The following is a 16,944-nucleotide window of genomic DNA, read 5'->3' on the forward strand; positions in this document are numbered from 1 at the left end:
AGGTCGACGCGACCCACTACCTGAACGAGGCCAACGTCACGGTGTCCGACATGACATCGGGCTTCCACACCTACGACGTCGATTGGGAGCCCGACACGATCACGTGGTACTTCGACGGGCGGGCGGTGTTCGGCGCGCCGACGCCGGCCGACCTCGACAGGCCGATATACATGATCGCCAACCTCGCGGTCGGCGGGGCCCGGGCCGGCGAGCCGGACGCTTCGACGCCGGTCCCGGCGCGGATGACCATCGACTACATCCGGGCCTATGCGAGCGCCGCACCATCGGGGAGCCCCGAGTTGACCGACACGGTCCACTTCCGCGACGCGGGCACGGGCGACGACGTGTACACGGCCAACCCGGCCGAGCAGCGATACATCGCCGAGCAGCTTCCGTCCTACACGCAGGAGGGCGTGGTCTGGGCAACGCTGGCGGCGGGCGCCGCGACCGTGGACGTGTTCCGCTTCGTCGATACGAACACGGGCGAGCACTTCTACACGGCGAGCGCGGCCGAGCGCACTTGGATCGATGCGGCCCTGCCGAGCTTCCACGACGAGGGCGTCGCGTTCCAGGCCTACGCCGACCCGGCGAGCGCCGGGGCCGGCGCCCTGACGGTGGAGCGATGCCTCGACACCGCGACGGGCGAGCACCACTACAGCGCCGGCGCCGCCGGGACCGCGGCCTTCGTGCGGGCTCATGCCGGCGGGACGTGGATCGACGAAGGCACGGCCTTCACCGTCCACACGCCCGCGACGGGCACCCTGGACGTCTGATCGACCGCTGCGCGCGAGGATGCCCGCACCCCGCGCGGAAGAGAGGGGGTCCGTCGCGCCGAGCGGGAGGCTCTCGGCGACGCGGCGTACCAGGCCTCACGGGTCGCGATCGACGAGATCCGGCGGTCCCCCGCCGTCGCGGAGGCCGGATCGCGATGCCTCGGACGCATCGAGACCCGGCACGGGACGCGCCAACGACGATCGCCGCATGCACGTCACCCGGCACGGCGTGACCGTCCGGTGGGCGACGATGCCCCGGACCCAGGTGCAGGCGGCCGACAGGCCGTCGACGAGCGGCGCCGGGCCGTGGGGGACGTCGGCCGGAAGCCCGGTCTGCGTGGTCCGGAGCAGCTCGGCCGAGCGGACCCTGGAGGGCCTGGGCCCATCGCCGGCGGTGTAGGCGCCGACGGCGCAGAGCGCCAGGAACAGGGCGGCGCCGACCGTGTGATAGAGCCGGGTCAGCCAGCGGTCGAGGACGGCGCTCATCGCAGATCCCCCCTGAGAAGGCGCCAGACCTGGCGCACGAGCGGCAGGCGGTCGACGCCGAACTGCGCCAGCGCGAAGGCCGTCACGGCGACGGCCACGGCGGCGTGCTTCATCCGCCGATAGAAGCGGGCGAGCGCCCGCCGCTCGATCCGGTCGTCGATCAGCTCGTCGAGGGCGGTGAGCCGATCCGGGGTCTGGCGCCGGATGAAGGTCCGCCACTCGATGCCGAAGCGGACGACCAGCCTCTCCTCCTCGGTGTCGGCGGCCGAGGGCTCGGCGTAGGCGCGGCGGACCATGGTCTCGCCGAGGCCCTCGTCGGGCGGCGGCAGCGCCCGGCCGACCCCCTCGGCGATGGCGTCGAGGGCCGCCCGCCGGCAGGCGGAGGCGCGTTCCGCCGGCGGCGGAGCGGTTGCGTTCATGCTGCCTCCCGTGGGGCATCGCGGCCCGTCGTCCGATGCGCGGCCGGGGGATGGCTACCGCGCCGCGAGGCCGGCGGCGGCAAGCGCCGGCGCGAGCGTGTTGGCCGCGGTCGCCCGATCCTCCAGCACGAGGCGGCGGAAGACCTTCTCGGCGATGCCGGGCAGGCCGCCGGCCGCCTTGACGACGAACCCCGGCACCTGGTCGGCCGCGCGCTGGACGGCCGTCGCGATCACCGCCGCGCCGACCGGCACGGTCAGCACCTGCCCCTTGGCAGCGCCGGAGACCGCGTTCAGGGCGTAGTCCGTCACCCGCCGGACCATGCCTTCGACCGCGCCCTTCGAGACGACGTAGCTCAGCATCGGCGCGAAGCGGGCGATCAGCCCGGTCACGAGGGCGACGAGGAGCGGCATCAGCACGGTCTGCGCGGCCGCCGCGAAGCCGACGATCCAGTCGCCCCAGGGCAGCGTCACGGCGGTGGCCTCCGCCGCCGCGGCGAGCGCGGGGGACGGGACGAGGCAGGCGCAGGCGAGCGCCGCGGAAGAGCGGGTCATGGGATCATCCTTCTGTGGGGGACTTCGCGCGGCGGACCCGGCCGGCTCGGGCGGCTGGATCAGACTCGGCGGAGCGACGGCGCCGCGTCCGCGTGGGGGGCGCCGACGATCCGGTGCCGGAGGCGCGCGAGCGGGTTCGGCCGCGCCGCCGGCTTCGGCGCGACGGGCGCGACGACCGGGGTCGCGACGCGCGGGTCCGTCACCGCGGCGAGGGAGGCCGCGATCCGCACCCGCGCGGCGGTCGCGGTCGGGCGCGGCAGGGCGAGAGCGTAGGCGGTGACGAGCTGTTCGGCCTCGGCGCACCGCCGGGGCACGATCGCCGCGGGCCTGGCCCACAGCAGCACCGCGTCGCGGGCACCTGCCAGGTCGCCGGCGTTGATCCGCTTCAGGAAGGTCGAGCCCGCAAAGCCCCCCGGCCCGATGTTGTAGCAGACCGAGACCAGGGCATCGAAGGTATGCTGCCCCACCGCGACCGCGAGGCCGCGGCGCACCGCGGCGACGTAGGTCGCGACGTCGCGCGCGAAGATCGCGTCGCACTCGGCAGCGGTGATGGTCAGGCCGATGGTGACCTTCGGCGCGCCGGCGGCATCGGTATGGCCGATGCCGACCGTGAGCACGCCGACGCTGTCGCGGTAGGCCTTCAGGCGCCGGCCCTCGCGGGCGATGAGCACGGCCTCGCCGATCGGACTCAGGTCCATGGTCGCATCCTCCACGCTGTCGAAGAAGTGGCGGCCGATCGTCACGAAGGCGCGGCTCGCCCGAGGCATCGTCCGTCACGGCATCTGCTGCGCGCCGAAGAACGAATCCGCTGCGGCGGCGTAGCCGTCCGCGCCGGTGAAACGGACCCAGACCTCGACGAAGTCGCCCGCCGCGAGCTTCAGGGCGGAGGTGAGGGCCAGCGCCGTGACGCCGTCCACGAGCGTCCCGGTGGCCGCGGCGCGTCCCCGCCCGGCGGCGGCCCCGTTCCGGTAGAACTGGACCTCGAAGGCGGTCGGCGCGCTCGTCCCGTTGCGCTTGTAGGCGAGCGCGGCGGCGAAGCGGTACAGGCCGGCCTCCGGCGCGACGAAGCGGTTGCCGGCCGCCGCGAAGGCGCCCTGCTCGTTGCTGTCGGCCGCGTTGAACTGCACCTTCGTCCAGGCGCCGGCGGCGATGTAGTTGTCGAAGTTGGTCGAGGCCGCCGCCTTGGCGAAGTTGCTGATCCGGGTCCACGCCGTGCCGGTGTGGAGTTTCAGGGCGGTCTGCGTGCTGTTGAAGCGCAACTGCCCCGCCGCCGCCTCGGCCGCGGGGTCGGCGGCGCTCGGAACGAGGCCGAGCGATCCGTTGCCCTCGAACGTCACCGCCGTCGCCGCGGCGAGCGTGCCCATCGGGCAGGTCCGCACCAGGATGCGCGCACCTTGCGCCGCGTCGGTCCAGGTCTCGCTCGCGACGAACTGCACCTGCGCGCGCGGGCTCCCGGAATAGCCGGTCGTGCCGTAGCCGGAGGCCGAGACCTGCCCGAGCGACAGGCCGGCCTGGACGGCGCCCGGCGCCGCCGCGGTCCCGGCGGCGGCCCGGAAGGCGAGGTTCGCGGGTCCGTTGCCGCCGAAACCGTCGAGCACCAGCCGCGGCGCCACCCCGTCCGCGCCGGAGACCCGCAGCGCCGTCTGCGCGGGCGCGTCGGGCAGGGTGCCCGCGTTCGCGCTCACCTCCAGGGGTCCGTTGATCCGGCCGAGGGTGAGGCGGCCGGTGGCGGCAGACGCCGTGAGCGGCGTCGAGAACGCCGTCCCGTCGGGGCTGACCTTGAGGGCCACGTCGTCGCCACCGAGCGTCCCGAACAGGGCGCGGGTGGAGAAGCCCGTCTGGAACGCGAAGGCGGCGTCGTTCCCGGCCGCCTTCTTGTTGACGCTCGCGCGCAGGCTGCCGGCGCCGGGCGTGACGTCGTCCCAGGAGAACAGCACCGCGTCGGACTTCACCGCGAGCCGGTTGGTCGCATCGGCGCCGGTATTCACGCCGAGGCGCGCCAGCGTCGCGATCGTCGTGCGGAAGCCGATCCAGGCCGCACCGGTGAAGGTGTAGAGCTCGGCCTCGTCGGCCACGAACGCGAACCAGCCCGGCCGCGGCACCAGCCCGACCCAGACCCCGTCGCGCCGGCACGCGACCTGCCCCGACAGGCCGGCCCAGGCCCCGGTCGGGTTGGCCGCGACGACGAGGTAGCGGTCGCCCTCGGCCGGGTTCGCGGGCGGCGCGGCCAGATCCTTGTCGAGGCAGGCGAGCTGCACCAGCGCATCGAGCAGCGCCAGCGCCTCGTTGTGGGTGACGTGCTTCTGCGCCTGGTTGCCCGCGATCAGCGGCAGGGCGAGGTTCCGGGTGGTGTCCGGCATGGGCGGGCTCCTCGGGACTGTGTGTCGGGGGCGGCACGGGCGGACCGGGCGGCGCTCAGCCGGAGCGGACCGGCACGCGGGCGCGGGCGGGCGTGCCCGGCCCGAACACCGCCCCGACCTGCGCGACGGCGACGTCGAGCACGGCCTGCGGGCCGCCGAAATCCACGGTCTCGTCGGCGTAGAGCAGGTTCGGCCCCATCGCAGTCAGGCTGCGGAGCTGCCGGCCGTCGGCGGAAAAGACCGAGACGGCGTAGCTCTCCGCCGCCTCGTCCAGCGGGATGTCGGCGGGCTCCCAGGCGTCGGCGTCGCGGCGCGCCCGGCGAATCCACGAGAGGCGCACCCCGCCGGCCTCGCGTCGGGCCCGGAGATGGACCGGGCTCAAGGGGGCGAGCGCCGCGAGGCCGGCGGTGGCGAAGATCTCGACGAAGGACGGGTCGCCCGGATCGCGCGCCGCCGGGCCGATCCGGTAGCGGAAGCCGCGGCCGGCCTCGTCGAGGCGGTCGACGAGCGGGATCACCGTGCCGTCGTCGAGGCGCACGATCAGGCTGCCGGCCGGCGCCGTGCGCGACGCCGCGGCCTCGCTGCCGGCCAGCCCGCGCAGCAGCCCGCCGAACCGGAACGTCTCCGCGCCGGTGAGAGCGACATCCGTCGCCGAGATCAGCTCGACCGTCCCGTCCGGGGCGAGGACGGCGAACAGGTTGCCGCCGGCCATCATCGCCGGCAGGCCGATGCTGGCGAGCGCGCCGGCGTTGCGCAGGGTCGCGTCGAGGCGGGCGTTGCGGTCGAGGCGCCAGAGCGGTCCCGGCGGGAACGGCGTCAGCGTCCGGCCGAGGCAGGCGGGGTAGTCGGCGGTGCCGTGGAGCGCCAGCGGTCCGTCAGCTCCCTCCGAGCGCCAGATCGCGAGGGCGCCGGGCCAGGGCTCGGCGGTCGCGGCGAGGGACTGGAGCGTCGTCGGCGACCCGCGGTCGGCGGGCAGGTCGAGGGTGAGGGCGAAGGGCGCGCCGGCCAGCACCGGCGGCCGGACCGTCGCCGTCACCGGGGCGCGCAGGGCCGGCCGGGTGCCCGGCCCGTGCAGCGGCACGCCGCGGGCCTCGATCCGCCGGCCGGCGGGTGCGTCGTCGATGCGGGCGATACGCTGGAGGCCGGCCGAGGTCGCGAGCAGGTCGCCGGGTTCGAGGTCGAGGCGGCGCGGGCTCAGCGTCAGGCCCGCGGTGTCGCGCGCGGCGATGGCGCGGTCGAGCAGCGCCTCGGCGAGGTGTTCGGCGCTCTCGCGCCGGGTGACGATGGCCGTCTCGGTGCGGGTCTCGCGCCGGCGTCCGCCGGCGGGGCGGATCGCGGCGGCCGAGGCGCGGCGGTAGTCCGGGCTCTCGGAATCGGAAAACCCGATCTCGACCGAGCGCGGCAGGCCGCTCTCCTCGGCCCGCACCCGGCGGAACGGCGCCTCGTCCTCGGAGACGCGGACGAGGTCGTCGTCCATGATTGCGACCGCCGCCGCACGGCGCGGGCCGCGCAGGCGCAGGATGCCGGCGACCGCCGAGACGTCGAGGCCGTAGACCTGCGCCAGGGGCTCCAGCGCGGCGCGGGCCGAGAGCGGCCGGTCGATCACCGTGCCGTCGAGGTAGGCGCTCGCCGCGATCGCGACGGGCACGTCGATGCCGAGGTCCGAGAGGATCGCGGCGATCAGCCGATCGAGGTCGCAGCCCTCGATCCGGCCGGTGATCCAGTGGCCGACCCGCCAGTTGCCGGCATCGGCCCAGACGCTGCCGGAATCGGGAAACGTCGGGTAGGGCCGCGCGTCCCAGGCCCAGACGAAGACGCAGGCCGGATCGACCATCGGCCCGCCGTAGCGGGCCGAGACGGGATTGTCGGCGCCATCGAAGCCCGCGGCTCCCGGATCGAACCGGGAGAGGATCGCCTCCAGCCCGCGGATCTGGATCAGCTCGTCGCGCAGGCCCCGCGAACCCGGCGGATAGGCGTTCTCGGAGGATTTCGGGTCGGGGAAGACGTTGGGGCCGTTGGTGCCCTTGTCCACCGCCGGCACGCCGACCTCGGTGAGCCAGATCGGCTTGGACCCCGGCACCCAGGCGGTGGCGCGGGTCTCGACCCCGCCGTCGCGCTCGACATGCGGGTTCGACCACCAGCCGACGAGGTCCTTGGCCCGGAAGATCCACGGCTTCCGGTAGGTCCCGTCGGTGATCGGGGTGCGGATCTGGCCTGCGCGCGCCGCGTCGTCGGCGTAGAACCAGTCGAACGCCTCGCCGGCGCCGAGGCGGCGTCGGAGGTAGGCGCGGTCGTAGATGTCGTCCGCCTCGGCCAGATCCGCGTGGGCCGGCGCGTCGCGCCAGTCGGAGACCGGCGGGTAGTAGTCGATCCCGACCGCGTCGATGCTCGAATCCGAGAACAGCGCGTCGAGGGGGAAGCGCACGCGCGCGCCGCCGTCGCGGACATGGGCGCCGTACTCGGTCCAGTCGGCGGCGTAGACCAGCTTCACGCCGCTCCCGAGCCTTGCCCGCAGGTCGCGGGCGAGCGCGGTCAGTTCCGCGACCGCCGGATAGGTCTCGCCCGCCCCGCGCACGCGGGTCAGCCCGACCAGCTCGCTCGCGGCGACGAAGCCGGAGAGCGGCGTGCCGGCGGCGGCCCAGCGCGCCGCGAGGTCGGCATAGTGCAGCGCCTGCCGGCGGTAGCCGTCAGGACCTGAGAAGTAGGCCCGTACCTGCGCCTCGGCGGCTCCGGTGCCGTCCGGGCTGCCGGGGAGGCCCGGCGCCGGGTCGCAGGTGATGCGCCCGCGCCAGGGATAGGGCGGCTGGCCCATGACGGCGGGGCGGTACGGGTCGGGCAGCGCGTTGCCGGCGGCGATGTCCATCATCACGAACGGGTAGAGCACCACCGCGAGGCCGCGGCGGGCGAGTTCGGCCACGAGGCGGGTGATGCCCGCGTCGGAGGGCGTGCCGCCATAGGCCGGCGTGCCGTCCGGCGCCGTCGAGACGGTGTCGACCGCGGCACGGTCGAGCCCCGCCACGGACCAAGTGTCGCCGGTCGTCGTCTTGCCATGGGTTTCGACGCGAGGCGCGATGGTGCATTGCCCGGCCCGCAGGTCGTCGCCGAACCACGCCACCACGACGGCGACGCGACGCAAGTTCGGGCAGAGCGCCTGCAACGCGTCGAGGGAGGCGACGACGTCGGTCGCCGCCTGGAGCTGGAAGCGGTTGGCGCCTTCCGTCCGCCCGAGGCCGAGATCGACGGTGACGGGGGCGGGATCGAGGCCGAACTCGCTCGATCCGGGGATCAGGTTCACCGCCCGGACGAGCGGCGCGAGGCCGTTGACCGGCCGCACCACCTCGAAGGAAAATTGCGGGATGCGGTTGCCGTAATCGGCCAGCGGCAGCCCCTCGAACACCGCGTAGGCGAGCCCGCGATAGGCCGGGGCGTCGGCGCCCTCCTTGGCGACGATCAGCGGGTCGGGCGCCTGGCTCTGCGAGCCGGTGTGGACGCGGCAGGTGATCGCGGTGCGGTCGAGCTCGATCCCGTCCGCCCAGATCCGGCGGACGTAGGCGATCTCGCCCTCGCACAGGCCGACAGCGAGGTTGGCGTAATAGGCGTAGGACGTCCGCACCGTGCGCTGCCCGCCGCCGCCCTTCGACGCGCCCGCCGCCCGCTCGACGGTGGTGTTGGCGACCTCGAGCGGCCGCGTCGCCCAGATCAAGGTGCCGCCGACCTTCGCCCGCCCGTAGACCCGCGGCACCGGATCGCCCTCGGTGGAGGAGAGCCCGGCGACGTCCGAGAGCCGCGGCCCGGCGACGAAGCGCGGGCCGCCGCCGGCGCCGAACAGCGCCCCGTCGAGCGCCGCCCCCGCGACCGCCCCGGCCACCCGCCCCACCACCGATCCGATCGGCCCGCCGAACGCGGTGCCCGCGGCCGCGCCCGCCGTGGACAGGATCAGCGTGGCCATGGCGGGCTCCGGCGTTTGGGCGTCGTGCTGGAATGGAACGGTTGCCCGATCGTATCCGCTCGGATACAAATCGCGGGTGGCGACGATTCTGCTGTCCGACGTGTTCAGGCGATGGCTGGGTGGGCTGCGGGATGCTCGGGCGAAGGCCCGCATCGCTGCACGCATCCGATCCGCGACGCTCGGTCATTTCGGAGATGCCGAACCCCTGGGAGACGGCGTCTACGAGATGCGCATCCATCACGGGCCGGGCTATCGCATCTCTTAATGCACCCCGGGGCGCGGCGACCTACCTGCTCCTCCTGGGTGGCGACAAGTCCAGCCAGAGCCGCGACATCCAGAAGGCCAAGGCAATGGCCGGCGACCTCGATCGGCCCCCCTGATGCGCTTCACCCCGTTCGATGCATCCGAATTCCTCGACAGCGAGGAGGCCATCGCCGAGTATCTCGCCGCGGCGCTCGCCGACCCCGATCCCGACCTGTTCGTGGCGGCTCTCGGCGATGTCGCCAAGGCGCGGGGGATGACGCAGATCGCGCGCGAGGCGGGCCTCGGCCGGGAAAGCCTGTACAAGGCGCTGACGCCGGGCTCAAAGCTTCGCTACGAGACGATCCGCAAGGTGATGGACGTGCTCGGCGTCAAGCTGACGGTTGCGCCGCCGGCGTGAGCCTGCGCAAGCGGCGGACATGCGGCTTCGGTGGCGGCTCATGCCCGTCCTGCGGGCTCACATCGAGCGGCAGGGGGCGGCCCCGGGTGCGGGTGTATGATCTCTGGCATCACCCGGCCGTGAGCGTCCGACCTGATGCGTGGCCGGACCGACCTATCGGCGATCGATGCGCTCGCCATCATGCTCGCCGCTGCCGGCTTGCCGTCGGAACTACGGGTAGCCCCACCGCCTGACGATGCGATCGTCCCCGTTCGCCGACGGCCTTATCCTTCAGCCGAACGGTCTCGCACCCGAAAACCGGAACACCCCCGCAAGATGCCGCCGCCACCACGGGGTGAAGGCCACCTCCGTCACCGCGGCGCGGTCGTGGGCGTGGATCATGCCCGCCTCCGTCGCGATGGCGCAGTGGCGGGCGGGCAGGTGCGCGCGGAAGGCGAAGAGCAGCACGTCGCCCGGCGCCGGCGCATGGCGCGCGAGGTCGGCGGCCACCGGCACGAGGTGCCGGCACGCGGCCTCGAGCAGCGGGTCGGTGCCGGGGGCGGCCGATTCCGCCCAGGTCCCGGAATAGGGCGGCGCGGCCTCGGGCTCGTCCCCGAGCAGGCCGCGCCAGACCCCGCGGAGCAGGCCGAGGCAGTCGCAGCCGACACCCCGGAGCGAGGCTTGGTGCCGGTAGGGCGTGCCGAGCCACAGGCGGGCCTCCGCCGCCACCGCCGCACCGTCGAGCCCGTGATGCATGGACATCTCCCGAGGAATTCAGCGGAACAGCGAGCCGCCGTCGAGGCCGGGCCCGGCGCCCGGCGCGTAGCGGATGACGACGTCGTTGCCCGGCATGTGCGGGAAGCCCCGGAAGTTCGGGGTGTTGGAAAACTTCGAGCGGCAGGTCGCGAGGCGCTTGTCGCAGCCGGCGGTGAGGGTGAAGGCGTCGCCCGGCGCGACAGCGCGCGGGGGCGCCTCCCACAGCTCGACCAGCCGGCCGAGCTGCGTGCGCACGTCCGCGGACAGCCCGGCATTGGCGCCCGTGCTCCAGGTCAAGCCGCCGCCGGTGAAGAACCCGTCGGGACAGACGCCCGCGAGCGCCGCATCGAGGATGCCGGGCTCGGGCTGTCCGTTCACCGTCCCGCCCGTGCGGAAGCCCGCGAGATCGACGCGGCAGCGCGCATCGCCGAGGTCGGCGCCGCAGGTGGCGCGGTAGGTCCGGCCGCGCTCGGCATCGAGCCGGTCGGCCAGCCCCCGCACCTCGGCGACGAAGGCGTCGCCCGCCCGGCGGATCTCGCCGAGCGTGCCGACGTCGAGGAGCAGCCGCGTCTCGGGCCGCGTCCAGTCGACCAGCCAGGTCTCGACGCTCGCGCCGTCGTAGAGCCCGCCCGCGATGTCGGCCTCGGTGAGCCCGAGGGCGGAGAGCGCGCCGGCCACGTCGCCGCCGGAGACGGCAAAGCCCAGTTCCGCGCTCGCCTCGGCCGCTTCCAGGCCGGTGCGGGCGGCGCAGGTCAGCCCACTGAGGACGAGGTCGCGGTCGTGGTCGGTGAAGCCGAGGGCGCCGCCGTCGCGCCGCCTCAGCGCCCAGCAGCGGCACAGCGTCGTCACGCCGCCGGCGAGGTAGGCGGCGAAGGCGGGCGGAAGGTCGCGCATGGCCGGGGAAACTCCGCGTGGGCGCCGCGTCACCGATCGTCGGTGGAAGGCCGGCTACGGCACGATCTCGATCAGCGGAACCTTCGGGATCTCGCCCGCTGTGAAGGCTTCGAGGTTCAAGACGAGGTCGTCGGTGTCGAAGCGGACCGGCACGTCGAACGCGAAGCCGGCGGTGACCGCGGCGCCGGCCGGCGGCACGGCGTCGCCGGCGAAGGTGACGCGGCCCGTCGCCGGGTCGCAGGCGAACAGGTGTCCCGGCCGCTCGATGCCGGCCACCGCCACGCGGACGCTCCCGGCCACGGGCTTGGCGATGGCGCGCGTGTAGGGCGCCGGCCCGGTGCCGTAGGTCTTGGCCAGCGCGAACACGGCGGTCGCGCCGTCGCCGACGCCCAGGACCTGGTCGGTCGGGCCCGGCGTCCGGCCCGGCGGCCCGGAGCGGAAATCGACCCGGTCGCGGTAGCGGAAGCCGTAGAGGCGCCCGCGGCGCTCCTCGAAGAAGCTCAGCACCGCGTGCAGGGCGTCGAGCGTGCGGATGCCGAGGCCGGCGTCGTAGCGCCGCCGCGAATCCGCCCAGCGGCTGTTGCGGTGCTCGCGCCCCGAGGCCAGCGTGACGATCTCGGTCAGCCGGCTCGGGCCGCCGCCGCCGCGCAGGGACACGTCGAGGGGAAAGCGCACCTCGTGGAAATCGTCCGCCATCCGCGGGCCTCCCTCGTCCGTCTCATACGGTATCCGATTGAAAGCTTCGGTCGATGCAGGGCCCGTTTTCCCGGACGGGTGAAGCGATAGCGGAACCCGATCCGGGACCCGGCAGACGACGTCGCGAAGCGTCGAAACCCTTTGCGGTCGAACCCTTGGCGCCGGTCGGATCGAGCCGCTACGCGGCCCTTCGTTTCTCTGGGTTCCGGATCACCTTCCGCTCACGCTCCAGGCGTCCGGAAAAACGGCGCGCGACCGAACCATTCAGCCGGAAACCGTCTCACAGCGCCCGCTGCCCCCGGGCGACGGCCCGGGCGAGGCTCGCCGTCACCTGCGCCTCGGACTTGCGGAACGAGGCCGCGTCGGGGGTGGCGATGTTGACCGTGACCGCGACCGGCCTGCCGCCGGCGCCCGCCGCGACGCCGAGGCGGCCGTCCGGGCCGCGGCGCAGCGGCAGGATCGCCTCGGGGCCGGCCTCGCCCATCAGGCCGGTGCCGCCGCTCATCGGGAAATAGGTCGGCGCGGCCACGATCCCGCCGTCGGCGAAGGGCCGCACCCGTCCGGCCTGGATCACCCCGCCGCGGGCGAAGCCCGGCGCGGCCTCGCCCGCACCCGAGCCGAGCAGCCCGTTGACGAGGCTGGTGACGCCGCTGCGCACCGGGGCGAGCGCCGCCCGCACCGCCGCCCCGGCGAGGCGGGTGCCGAGGGCGCCGAGCACGCCGTCGAGCTGACGCCCGGAGGCGAGGCTGCGGGTCAGCGCCGAGGACAGGCTCTGCCCGAACCGCTGGGCGAGCCTGTCGAGGGTATCGAGCTGCTTGATGCGGGCGGCGTTCGCCCGGTCGGGATCGCTCTCCGCCATGCTTGGAACCTCGCGGTTTGTGAGGGCTCGGAGGCGCTTACGCCTCAGACGTCATCCGGATGCGCCGCGATCAGCCGCTCCAGGGCGTCGCGGCGGAGGGGCGCGGGCCCGGCGCCGCGGCCGGCCGCGAGAAGCAGTTCGCGCGGCGTGGCGCGCCAGAGGTCGCGCGGGCGCCAGCGCAGCACGCCGAGCCCGAGCGCCAGGGCATCGTCCCACGGGAAGGCGGGCGTCTCGCCCGGCGCATGCCCGCCCGTGGGGCTCAAGGGTCCGCGTGCGACGCCCCGAATGCGGCGACCAGGGCCTCCCCGAGGGCGTCGGCCATGCCCTCCAGCCCGCCGGCGAGCGGCAGGCGGGCCACGGCCGCGTCGTCGAGGTCGTGGCCGCCGCCGCGGAGCGCCGCGCCCAGCAGCGCGATGAGGTCGCGCGCCGCGAGGCGGCCGGCGGAGAACCGCTCGGCGAGCCCCGCGAGGTCGCCCGCCTGCAGGGCGTCCTCCAGCTCGGCCAGCGCCCCGAGGGTCAGGCAGAGGGTGTAGCGGGTGCCGCCCAGATCGAGCAGCACCTCGCCGCGCCTGCGATTGGCCATCGCGTGCCGCCTCAGAGCGCGGTGAAGGCGAGGGCGCCGGCCGAGTCCAGGCTGAGGTCGAAGGTGACCTCGCCGGCATGGTCGCCGCGGTATTCCAGCGCCGTGATCTGGAACGGGCCTTCGAGCGTCCCGAAGGCCGGCACCACGACCTGGAAGGTCTCGATCACCCCGTCGAAGAAGATCTGCCGCAGGCGCAGGTCCGAGGCCTCGTCGCGGAACACGCCGGAGCCCGAGATCGCGGCGCGGCGCAGGCCGGCACCCGCGAGCAACTCGCGCCAGCGCCCGGCGGAGTCGGCGTTGGTGACGTCGACGGCCTCGGCGTTGAGGGCGATCTGCCGGGCGCGGAGCCCCGCCACCGCGACGAAGCCGCCGGCGCCGTTGCCGGCCCGGACGAGCAGATCCTTTCCCTTCTGGGCGGTCATGACGGTCTCCTTCTTCGGGATCGGGCGTGGCTCAGGGCAGGACTTGTGGCTCAGGACAGGACTTGTGGCTCAAGGCAGGACTTCGGTGACCGCCTGGAGCGTGAGGGTGGCGCGGGCCTCGCCGGTGCGCTCGTCGCGCCGCGCCGCGATCCCCTGCACCCGCAGGGTCACGAGGGCGTGGCCGGTGAGCGCGAGCGTCGGCTCGGCGACGAGCGTGGACATCCGCTCGGCGGCGTCGAGGGCGGTGCGGACGGAACCGGGGCGGGCGAAGACGACGAGGGCGTGGCTGTGCTGGTGGCGGACGGCGCCGTCCACGGAATCGTCGCGGATCTCGGCATCGCCGAACATCGCGAAGACCGGCGGGGCGCCGGCAGGCGGCTCGTCGTAGAGGCGCACGTGCCCGCCCATCAGCCGGGCGAGCGCCGCGTCGGTCGCGAACAGGGCGATGAGCGCCGCCCGCACGGCGAGCAGCGGGCTCGGCGCGGCGACGGCCGGGCCGGCGGGCGGCGGGTTCGTCACGGGCTCGTCTCCTGCAGGGCTTCGACGTGGCAGACGAGGTCGCGGCCGCGCGCGTCGGGATCGACGACGCTGCGGATGGCGAAGCGGCGCGGGCCGGCGGCGAGCCGCATCGCCGGCGTCAGCCCGGGCCGGGCCCGCAGGGTGATGCGGTGGGTCGCGACGCTGTCGTCGCGGCCGCCGCGCAACCGATCGACCGCGCCGAGCGGCTCGACCGCCCCCCACAGCACCGGCCCGGCGACGTAGCGCCGGAGCGTGCCGCCGAAGCCGTCCGGCTCCTCCACGGGCAGTTCAAGCACGAGCCGGCGCCGGCGCGCGCCGATCGACCGCGGGACGGTGTCGGGCATCGGAAGGCTCCGGGTCGGTGGTGCGATCGGGAAACGGCCGGTCCGGCTCAGAGCCGCAGCCGGCGGAACGGCGCGGCGAGCGCGGCGGGATCGGGCGCGGCGGAGACGGACTCGTCGCCGCGATGCTCGTAGCGGGCGGCGGCAAGCCGCAGGACCGCGAGCCTGAGCGGCGGCGGCAGCGCCGGACCGTCGCCGCCGTAGCCCGCCGCGACCTCGATCAGCAGGCTGCGGCCGGCGGCCTCGGGAAGCGTCGCTGCGATCGCCAGGCACGGCGCCTCGATCCGGTCGGGCTTGAGGGCGACGAGGCCGGGCGCGAACGGGACGAGGCTGCCGTCGGCCTCGCAGAAGCCGGCCCGCACCAGGGCGACGAGGGGACTCAGCGGCAGCGGCACCAGGCCGTCCCGCGGGCGCCCGCCGAGCACGACGCGCCACGTGCCCGGCACGAGGATGCGCCGCGTCTCGGCCTCCAGGCTGGCGCGGGCCGCCGCGATCAGGTTGAGCAGCAGCGCGTCCTCGACGCCGCCGTCGTCCGGGTCGAGGCGGAGGTAGCCGCGCAGTTCGGCCAGGGTCACCGGCTCGACGGCCGCGCCCGCCACGCGTATCGGCATCATCGCAATCTCCGTGGGTGTCGGATCGAGGGGTCTCGATGGTGTTCGGAAGCGGCGTTCGGCTCGCGTGGATCGGCCTCGCGTGGATCGCGCTCCTGCCCCCGGCGGGTGCCGTGGTCGGCGGGGCCGAGGCGCCGGCGCGGAACGCCGTGATGGTGCTGTCGTCGAAGGGCGGCGTCTGCACCGGCATCGTCGTGGCGCCGGACACGGTGCTCACCGCCGGCCATTGCGCGGCCGCCGGCCCGGAGCACCGCGTCCATTTCCGCGACGAGGCCGGCGCGCCGGTCCTCGTCGCGGTCGCGGCGCGGGCGGTCCATCCCGGCTACGATGCCGGGGCGATCGCCGGGCGGCGGCGCTCGATCGACCTCGCGCTCGTGCGCACCGCGACGCCGCTGCCGCCGCGCTTTACCCCGGTCACCTTCAGTCCGGCGCTGCCGCGGGCCGGCGAGAGCCTGACGCTTGCCGGCTACGGCGCCGACGGGTCCGGCGATCCGCGCTCGACCGGCACCTTGCGCAGCGTCGCGCTTCCGGTGATCGAGCCCTACGGCCCGAGCCGCATCCTGGTCTGGCTCAGGGCCGCCGGGCGCGCCGGCGGCTGCCAGGGCGATTCCGGCGGGCCGGTCTCGGACAGCGACGGGGTCGTCGCCGTCACCGCCTGGATCGGCGGCGCCTGCGGCGGCCTCACGCAAGGGGTCCTCGTCGCGCCGCAGCGCGACTGGCTCGACCAGACGCTCGGCCTTTGGGGCCGGACGGCCCGCTGGCGCTGAGCCGACCGTCCTCCCCCGGGACCCGCCCCGTGGAACGGAACCTTGGCCGGCGGATTGCTATACGCTACTCTTCCACCGATCGTGCCGAACGCGCCCCCGGCCCCGGAGAGAACGATGTTCGCCCCTGTCCTCCGCGGCGCCCTGTTCGGCGGCTTGCTCGGCCTCTTTTCCGGCCTCTTGCCCGCGCCGGCCTCGGCCGTGATCAACGGCGAGGTCGCCCGCGACCCCGACGGCACGCGCAACTTCGTCGTGCGCATCGAGAGCACCCAGGGCGAGATCTGCTCGGGCACGCTCATCGCCCCCGACCTCGTGCTGACCGCGGCCCATTGCGTGATGCAGCCGGCGGGCTACAGCATCGTCGCCGTCGACCGCGCCTTCCGCCAGCGCCGGGTCTCGGCGATCGCCGCCTCGATGCATCCCGACTTCGTGCCCGGCACCACGCCGGAGGACCAGCCCGGCATCGACCTCGCGCTGCTGAAGCTCGAGCAGCCGCTGGGTGCCGACTACGCGCCCCTCGATCCGCGCGGCGCCGGCTCGATCGGCAACGGCGAGGCGGTCGACATCGCCGGCTTCGGCGTCGTCGCCGAGAACCGCCGCAACACCGCCCGGACGCTGCGGCAGGCGCATCTCGTCTCGATCGGCTCGCTGCAGGTCGCCAACCGCGTCACCGTGGTGACCGACCGCCGCCGCATGGCCGAGACCGCGGGCGCCGGCGCGTGCCTCGGCGATTCCGGCGGGCCGATCCTGTCCGGCGGTCCCGGCGGCTACCGCATCGTCGGCGTGGTGAGCTGGTCGAGCGGGGCCATGCGCCAGGATTCCCGCCGCCGCACCGCCTGCGGCGGCTTCACGGCGGTGACGCCGGTCGCCGAACACACCGGCTGGATCGCGGCCCGCGCCGCCGAACTCTCGCGCATCCAGGTCGGCGAGGCGATGCCCGCCCGCGGCGGCAATCGCTCGGACTGGATGGCCCGGCCGGGGCGGCGGTAGGCTCCGGTCCCTCGCACGGGCGGCGGGATCAGTGGGCCTCGGTGCGTCCGGTGACCGCGACCGCGTCGCCTGCGCGAACGATCGGGAACGCTTCGCGCGGGTTCGACCAAGCCCTCCGGCTCCGGTGTCGTGCCTCTGGCCGAGCGCCGGCTCCGCGCGCCGCCCGATCCGCTGGAGACGGCCGCCGACCACGCGCTGGCCGCCCGCGCGGCGATCGACCGGACCAGCCGCCCGCGCCTGCGGCGGCTCGTCGACCTGCTGCTCCTAGAGTATTCTCCATGATCCCTGGATCACGGAAAATACTCTAAGTCTCTGTGCGGTCGCATTTTC

The 16,944-nt window shown here is 74.8% G+C and carries 22 protein-coding genes; 6 read left to right on the top strand and 16 right to left on the bottom strand.

Annotation, left to right across the window (positions count from 1 at the left end; all coding sequences use genetic code 11):
• Window positions 1–773 (top strand): family 16 glycosylhydrolase (locus ACFE86_RS04335; RefSeq protein ID WP_375454098.1); only part of this gene is annotated, 773 nt, incomplete at its 5' end.
• A gap of 96 nt (window positions 774–869) precedes the next feature.
• Here ACFE86_RS04335 and ACFE86_RS04340 read toward each other — a convergent pair.
• Genes ACFE86_RS04340 through ACFE86_RS04365 form a run of 6 tightly spaced genes read right to left on the bottom strand, consistent with a single transcriptional unit; the run spans window position 870 to window position 8,539 of the window.
• The gene (locus tag ACFE86_RS04340) at window positions 870–1,259 is read right to left on the bottom strand and encodes a hypothetical protein (protein ID WP_375454099.1); all 390 of its coding nucleotides are present in this window, start codon (window positions 1,257–1,259) and stop codon (window positions 870–872) included.
• Entirely contained in the window at window positions 1,256–1,678 is a 423-nt protein-coding gene (locus ACFE86_RS04345; RefSeq protein WP_375454100.1) for a hypothetical protein, read from the bottom strand. Before ACFE86_RS04345 ends, ACFE86_RS04340 begins: the two co-directional genes overlap by 4 nt.
• 54 nt (window positions 1,679–1,732) lie before the next feature.
• Window positions 1,733–2,230 (bottom strand): hypothetical protein, encoded by a 498-nt coding sequence (locus ACFE86_RS04350; RefSeq protein ID WP_375454101.1) that lies wholly within the window; start codon window positions 2,228–2,230, stop codon window positions 1,733–1,735.
• A 59-nt stretch (window positions 2,231–2,289) separates the two neighbouring features.
• Complete coding sequence (locus ACFE86_RS04355) at window positions 2,290–2,997, bottom strand: lysozyme (protein ID WP_375454102.1); 708 nt, start codon at window positions 2,995–2,997, stop codon at window positions 2,290–2,292.
• 6 nt (window positions 2,998–3,003) lie between these two features.
• The gene (locus ACFE86_RS04360; protein ID WP_375454103.1) at window positions 3,004–4,590 is read right to left on the bottom strand and encodes a DUF2793 domain-containing protein; all 1,587 of its coding nucleotides are present in this window, start codon (window positions 4,588–4,590) and stop codon (window positions 3,004–3,006) included.
• A 55-nt stretch (window positions 4,591–4,645) separates the two neighbouring features.
• Window positions 4,646–8,539 carry a glycoside hydrolase TIM-barrel-like domain-containing protein gene (locus ACFE86_RS04365; RefSeq protein ID WP_375454104.1) on the bottom strand — a complete coding sequence of 1,298 codons (3,894 nt, stop codon included), beginning with the start codon at window positions 8,537–8,539 and terminating at the stop codon, window positions 4,646–4,648.
• On the opposite strand from ACFE86_RS04365, the gene ACFE86_RS04370 reads away from it, so the two are divergent.
• Window positions 8,538–8,804, top strand: a complete 267-nt coding sequence (locus tag ACFE86_RS04370; RefSeq protein WP_375454105.1) for a type II toxin-antitoxin system RelE/ParE family toxin — start codon at window positions 8,538–8,540, stop codon at window positions 8,802–8,804. The two genes, ACFE86_RS04365 and ACFE86_RS04370, sit on opposite strands and share 2 nt — an antisense overlap.
• Before the next feature lie 114 nt (window positions 8,805–8,918).
• On the top strand, window positions 8,919–9,200 hold the full coding sequence (locus ACFE86_RS04375; RefSeq protein WP_375454106.1) for an addiction module antidote protein: 282 nt from the start codon (window positions 8,919–8,921) through the stop codon (window positions 9,198–9,200).
• 270 nt (window positions 9,201–9,470) lie between these two features.
• On the opposite strand, the gene ACFE86_RS04380 is transcribed toward ACFE86_RS04375, so the two are convergent.
• The 10 genes from ACFE86_RS04380 to ACFE86_RS04425 all read right to left on the bottom strand — a co-directional run bounded on the left by ACFE86_RS04380 (window position 9,471) and on the right by ACFE86_RS04425 (window position 14,863).
• Window positions 9,471–9,941, bottom strand: a complete 471-nt coding sequence (locus ACFE86_RS04380) for a peptidase P60 (protein WP_375454107.1) — start codon at window positions 9,939–9,941, stop codon at window positions 9,471–9,473.
• A gap of 12 nt (window positions 9,942–9,953) precedes the next feature.
• Window positions 9,954–10,829 (bottom strand): DUF2163 domain-containing protein, encoded by an 876-nt coding sequence (locus ACFE86_RS04385; RefSeq protein ID WP_375454108.1) that lies wholly within the window; start codon window positions 10,827–10,829, stop codon window positions 9,954–9,956.
• Between the two features lie 54 nt (window positions 10,830–10,883).
• The gene (locus tag ACFE86_RS04390; protein ID WP_375454109.1) at window positions 10,884–11,525 is read right to left on the bottom strand and encodes a TIGR02217 family protein; all 642 of its coding nucleotides are present in this window, start codon (window positions 11,523–11,525) and stop codon (window positions 10,884–10,886) included.
• A 280-nt stretch (window positions 11,526–11,805) separates the two neighbouring features.
• A complete protein-coding gene (locus tag ACFE86_RS04395) occupies window positions 11,806–12,384 on the bottom strand; it encodes a phage tail tape measure protein (RefSeq protein WP_375454110.1) in 579 nt (192 codons plus the stop codon).
• Window positions 12,385–12,428: 44 nt separating this feature from the next.
• Window positions 12,429–12,647: a rcc01693 family protein gene (locus tag ACFE86_RS04400; protein WP_375454111.1), complete on the bottom strand. Its 219-nt coding sequence runs from the start codon at window positions 12,645–12,647 to the stop codon at window positions 12,429–12,431.
• A complete protein-coding gene (locus ACFE86_RS04405) occupies window positions 12,644–12,967 on the bottom strand; it encodes a gene transfer agent family protein (RefSeq protein WP_375454112.1) in 324 nt (107 codons plus the stop codon). Before ACFE86_RS04405 ends, ACFE86_RS04400 begins: the two co-directional genes overlap by 4 nt.
• A gap of 11 nt (window positions 12,968–12,978) precedes the next feature.
• Window positions 12,979–13,389, bottom strand: coding sequence for a phage major tail protein, TP901-1 family (locus ACFE86_RS04410; protein WP_375454113.1), 411 nt, complete (start codon window positions 13,387–13,389; stop codon window positions 12,979–12,981).
• A gap of 69 nt (window positions 13,390–13,458) precedes the next feature.
• Complete coding sequence (locus ACFE86_RS04415; RefSeq protein WP_375454114.1) at window positions 13,459–13,908, bottom strand: DUF3168 domain-containing protein; 450 nt, start codon at window positions 13,906–13,908, stop codon at window positions 13,459–13,461.
• Window positions 13,905–14,252 carry a head-tail adaptor protein gene (locus ACFE86_RS04420; RefSeq protein ID WP_375454115.1) on the bottom strand — a complete coding sequence of 116 codons (348 nt, stop codon included), beginning with the start codon at window positions 14,250–14,252 and terminating at the stop codon, window positions 13,905–13,907. The genes ACFE86_RS04415 and ACFE86_RS04420 overlap by 4 nt, the downstream gene beginning before the upstream one ends.
• Before the next feature lie 47 nt (window positions 14,253–14,299).
• Complete coding sequence (locus ACFE86_RS04425) at window positions 14,300–14,863, bottom strand: hypothetical protein (RefSeq protein ID WP_375454116.1); 564 nt, start codon at window positions 14,861–14,863, stop codon at window positions 14,300–14,302.
• A gap of 35 nt (window positions 14,864–14,898) precedes the next feature.
• Here ACFE86_RS04425 and ACFE86_RS04430 point away from each other — a divergent pair, with 35 nt between their 5' ends.
• The 3 genes from ACFE86_RS04430 (at window position 14,899) to ACFE86_RS04440 (ending at window position 16,896) form a co-directional block, all read left to right on the top strand.
• Window positions 14,899–15,627, top strand: a complete 729-nt coding sequence (locus tag ACFE86_RS04430) for a trypsin-like serine protease (protein ID WP_375454117.1) — start codon at window positions 14,899–14,901, stop codon at window positions 15,625–15,627.
• 114 nt (window positions 15,628–15,741) lie between these two features.
• On the top strand, window positions 15,742–16,614 hold the full coding sequence (locus ACFE86_RS04435) for a trypsin-like serine protease (RefSeq protein WP_375454118.1): 873 nt from the start codon (window positions 15,742–15,744) through the stop codon (window positions 16,612–16,614).
• 129 nt (window positions 16,615–16,743) lie between these two features.
• The gene (locus tag ACFE86_RS04440; protein ID WP_375454119.1) at window positions 16,744–16,896 is read left to right on the top strand and encodes a hypothetical protein; all 153 of its coding nucleotides are present in this window, start codon (window positions 16,744–16,746) and stop codon (window positions 16,894–16,896) included.
• Window positions 16,897–16,944 lie beyond the last annotated feature (48 nt).

The sequence above is a fragment of the uncultured Methylobacterium sp. genome, from assembly GCF_964244095.1.
Lineage (GTDB): Bacteria > Pseudomonadota > Alphaproteobacteria > Rhizobiales > Beijerinckiaceae > Methylobacterium.

Excerpts from the sequence above, each read along its gene's own strand:
- ACFE86_RS04340 (WP_375454099.1), bottom strand. The coding sequence starts at position 1,259 with ATGAGCGCCGTCCTCGACCGCTGGCTGACCCGGCTCTATCACACGGTC.
- ACFE86_RS04345 (WP_375454100.1), bottom strand. The coding sequence starts at position 1,678 with ATGAACGCAACCGCTCCGCCGCCGGCGGAACGCGCCTCCGCCTGCCGG.
- ACFE86_RS04350 (WP_375454101.1), bottom strand. The coding sequence starts at position 2,230 with ATGACCCGCTCTTCCGCGGCGCTCGCCTGCGCCTGCCTCGTCCCGTCC.
- ACFE86_RS04355 (WP_375454102.1), bottom strand. The coding sequence starts at position 2,997 with ATGCCTCGGGCGAGCCGCGCCTTCGTGACGATCGGCCGCCACTTCTTC.
- ACFE86_RS04360 (WP_375454103.1), bottom strand. The coding sequence starts at position 4,590 with ATGCCGGACACCACCCGGAACCTCGCCCTGCCGCTGATCGCGGGCAAC.
- ACFE86_RS04370 (WP_375454105.1), top strand. The coding sequence starts at position 8,538 with ATGGCGGGCTCCGGCGTTTGGGCGTCGTGCTGGAATGGAACGGTTGCC.
- ACFE86_RS04365 (WP_375454104.1), bottom strand. The coding sequence starts at position 8,539 with ATGGCCACGCTGATCCTGTCCACGGCGGGCGCGGCCGCGGGCACCGCG.
- ACFE86_RS04375 (WP_375454106.1), top strand. The coding sequence starts at position 8,919 with ATGCGCTTCACCCCGTTCGATGCATCCGAATTCCTCGACAGCGAGGAG.
- ACFE86_RS04380 (WP_375454107.1), bottom strand. The coding sequence starts at position 9,941 with ATGTCCATGCATCACGGGCTCGACGGTGCGGCGGTGGCGGCGGAGGCC.
- ACFE86_RS04385 (WP_375454108.1), bottom strand. The coding sequence starts at position 10,829 with ATGCGCGACCTTCCGCCCGCCTTCGCCGCCTACCTCGCCGGCGGCGTG.
- ACFE86_RS04390 (WP_375454109.1), bottom strand. The coding sequence starts at position 11,525 with ATGGCGGACGATTTCCACGAGGTGCGCTTTCCCCTCGACGTGTCCCTG.
- ACFE86_RS04395 (WP_375454110.1), bottom strand. The coding sequence starts at position 12,384 with ATGGCGGAGAGCGATCCCGACCGGGCGAACGCCGCCCGCATCAAGCAG.
- ACFE86_RS04405 (WP_375454112.1), bottom strand. The coding sequence starts at position 12,967 with ATGGCCAATCGCAGGCGCGGCGAGGTGCTGCTCGATCTGGGCGGCACC.
- ACFE86_RS04410 (WP_375454113.1), bottom strand. The coding sequence starts at position 13,389 with ATGACCGCCCAGAAGGGAAAGGATCTGCTCGTCCGGGCCGGCAACGGC.
- ACFE86_RS04420 (WP_375454115.1), bottom strand. The coding sequence starts at position 14,252 with ATGCCCGACACCGTCCCGCGGTCGATCGGCGCGCGCCGGCGCCGGCTC.
- ACFE86_RS04425 (WP_375454116.1), bottom strand. The coding sequence starts at position 14,863 with ATGATGCCGATACGCGTGGCGGGCGCGGCCGTCGAGCCGGTGACCCTG.
- ACFE86_RS04430 (WP_375454117.1), top strand. The coding sequence starts at position 14,899 with ATGGTGTTCGGAAGCGGCGTTCGGCTCGCGTGGATCGGCCTCGCGTGG.
- ACFE86_RS04435 (WP_375454118.1), top strand. The coding sequence starts at position 15,742 with ATGTTCGCCCCTGTCCTCCGCGGCGCCCTGTTCGGCGGCTTGCTCGGC.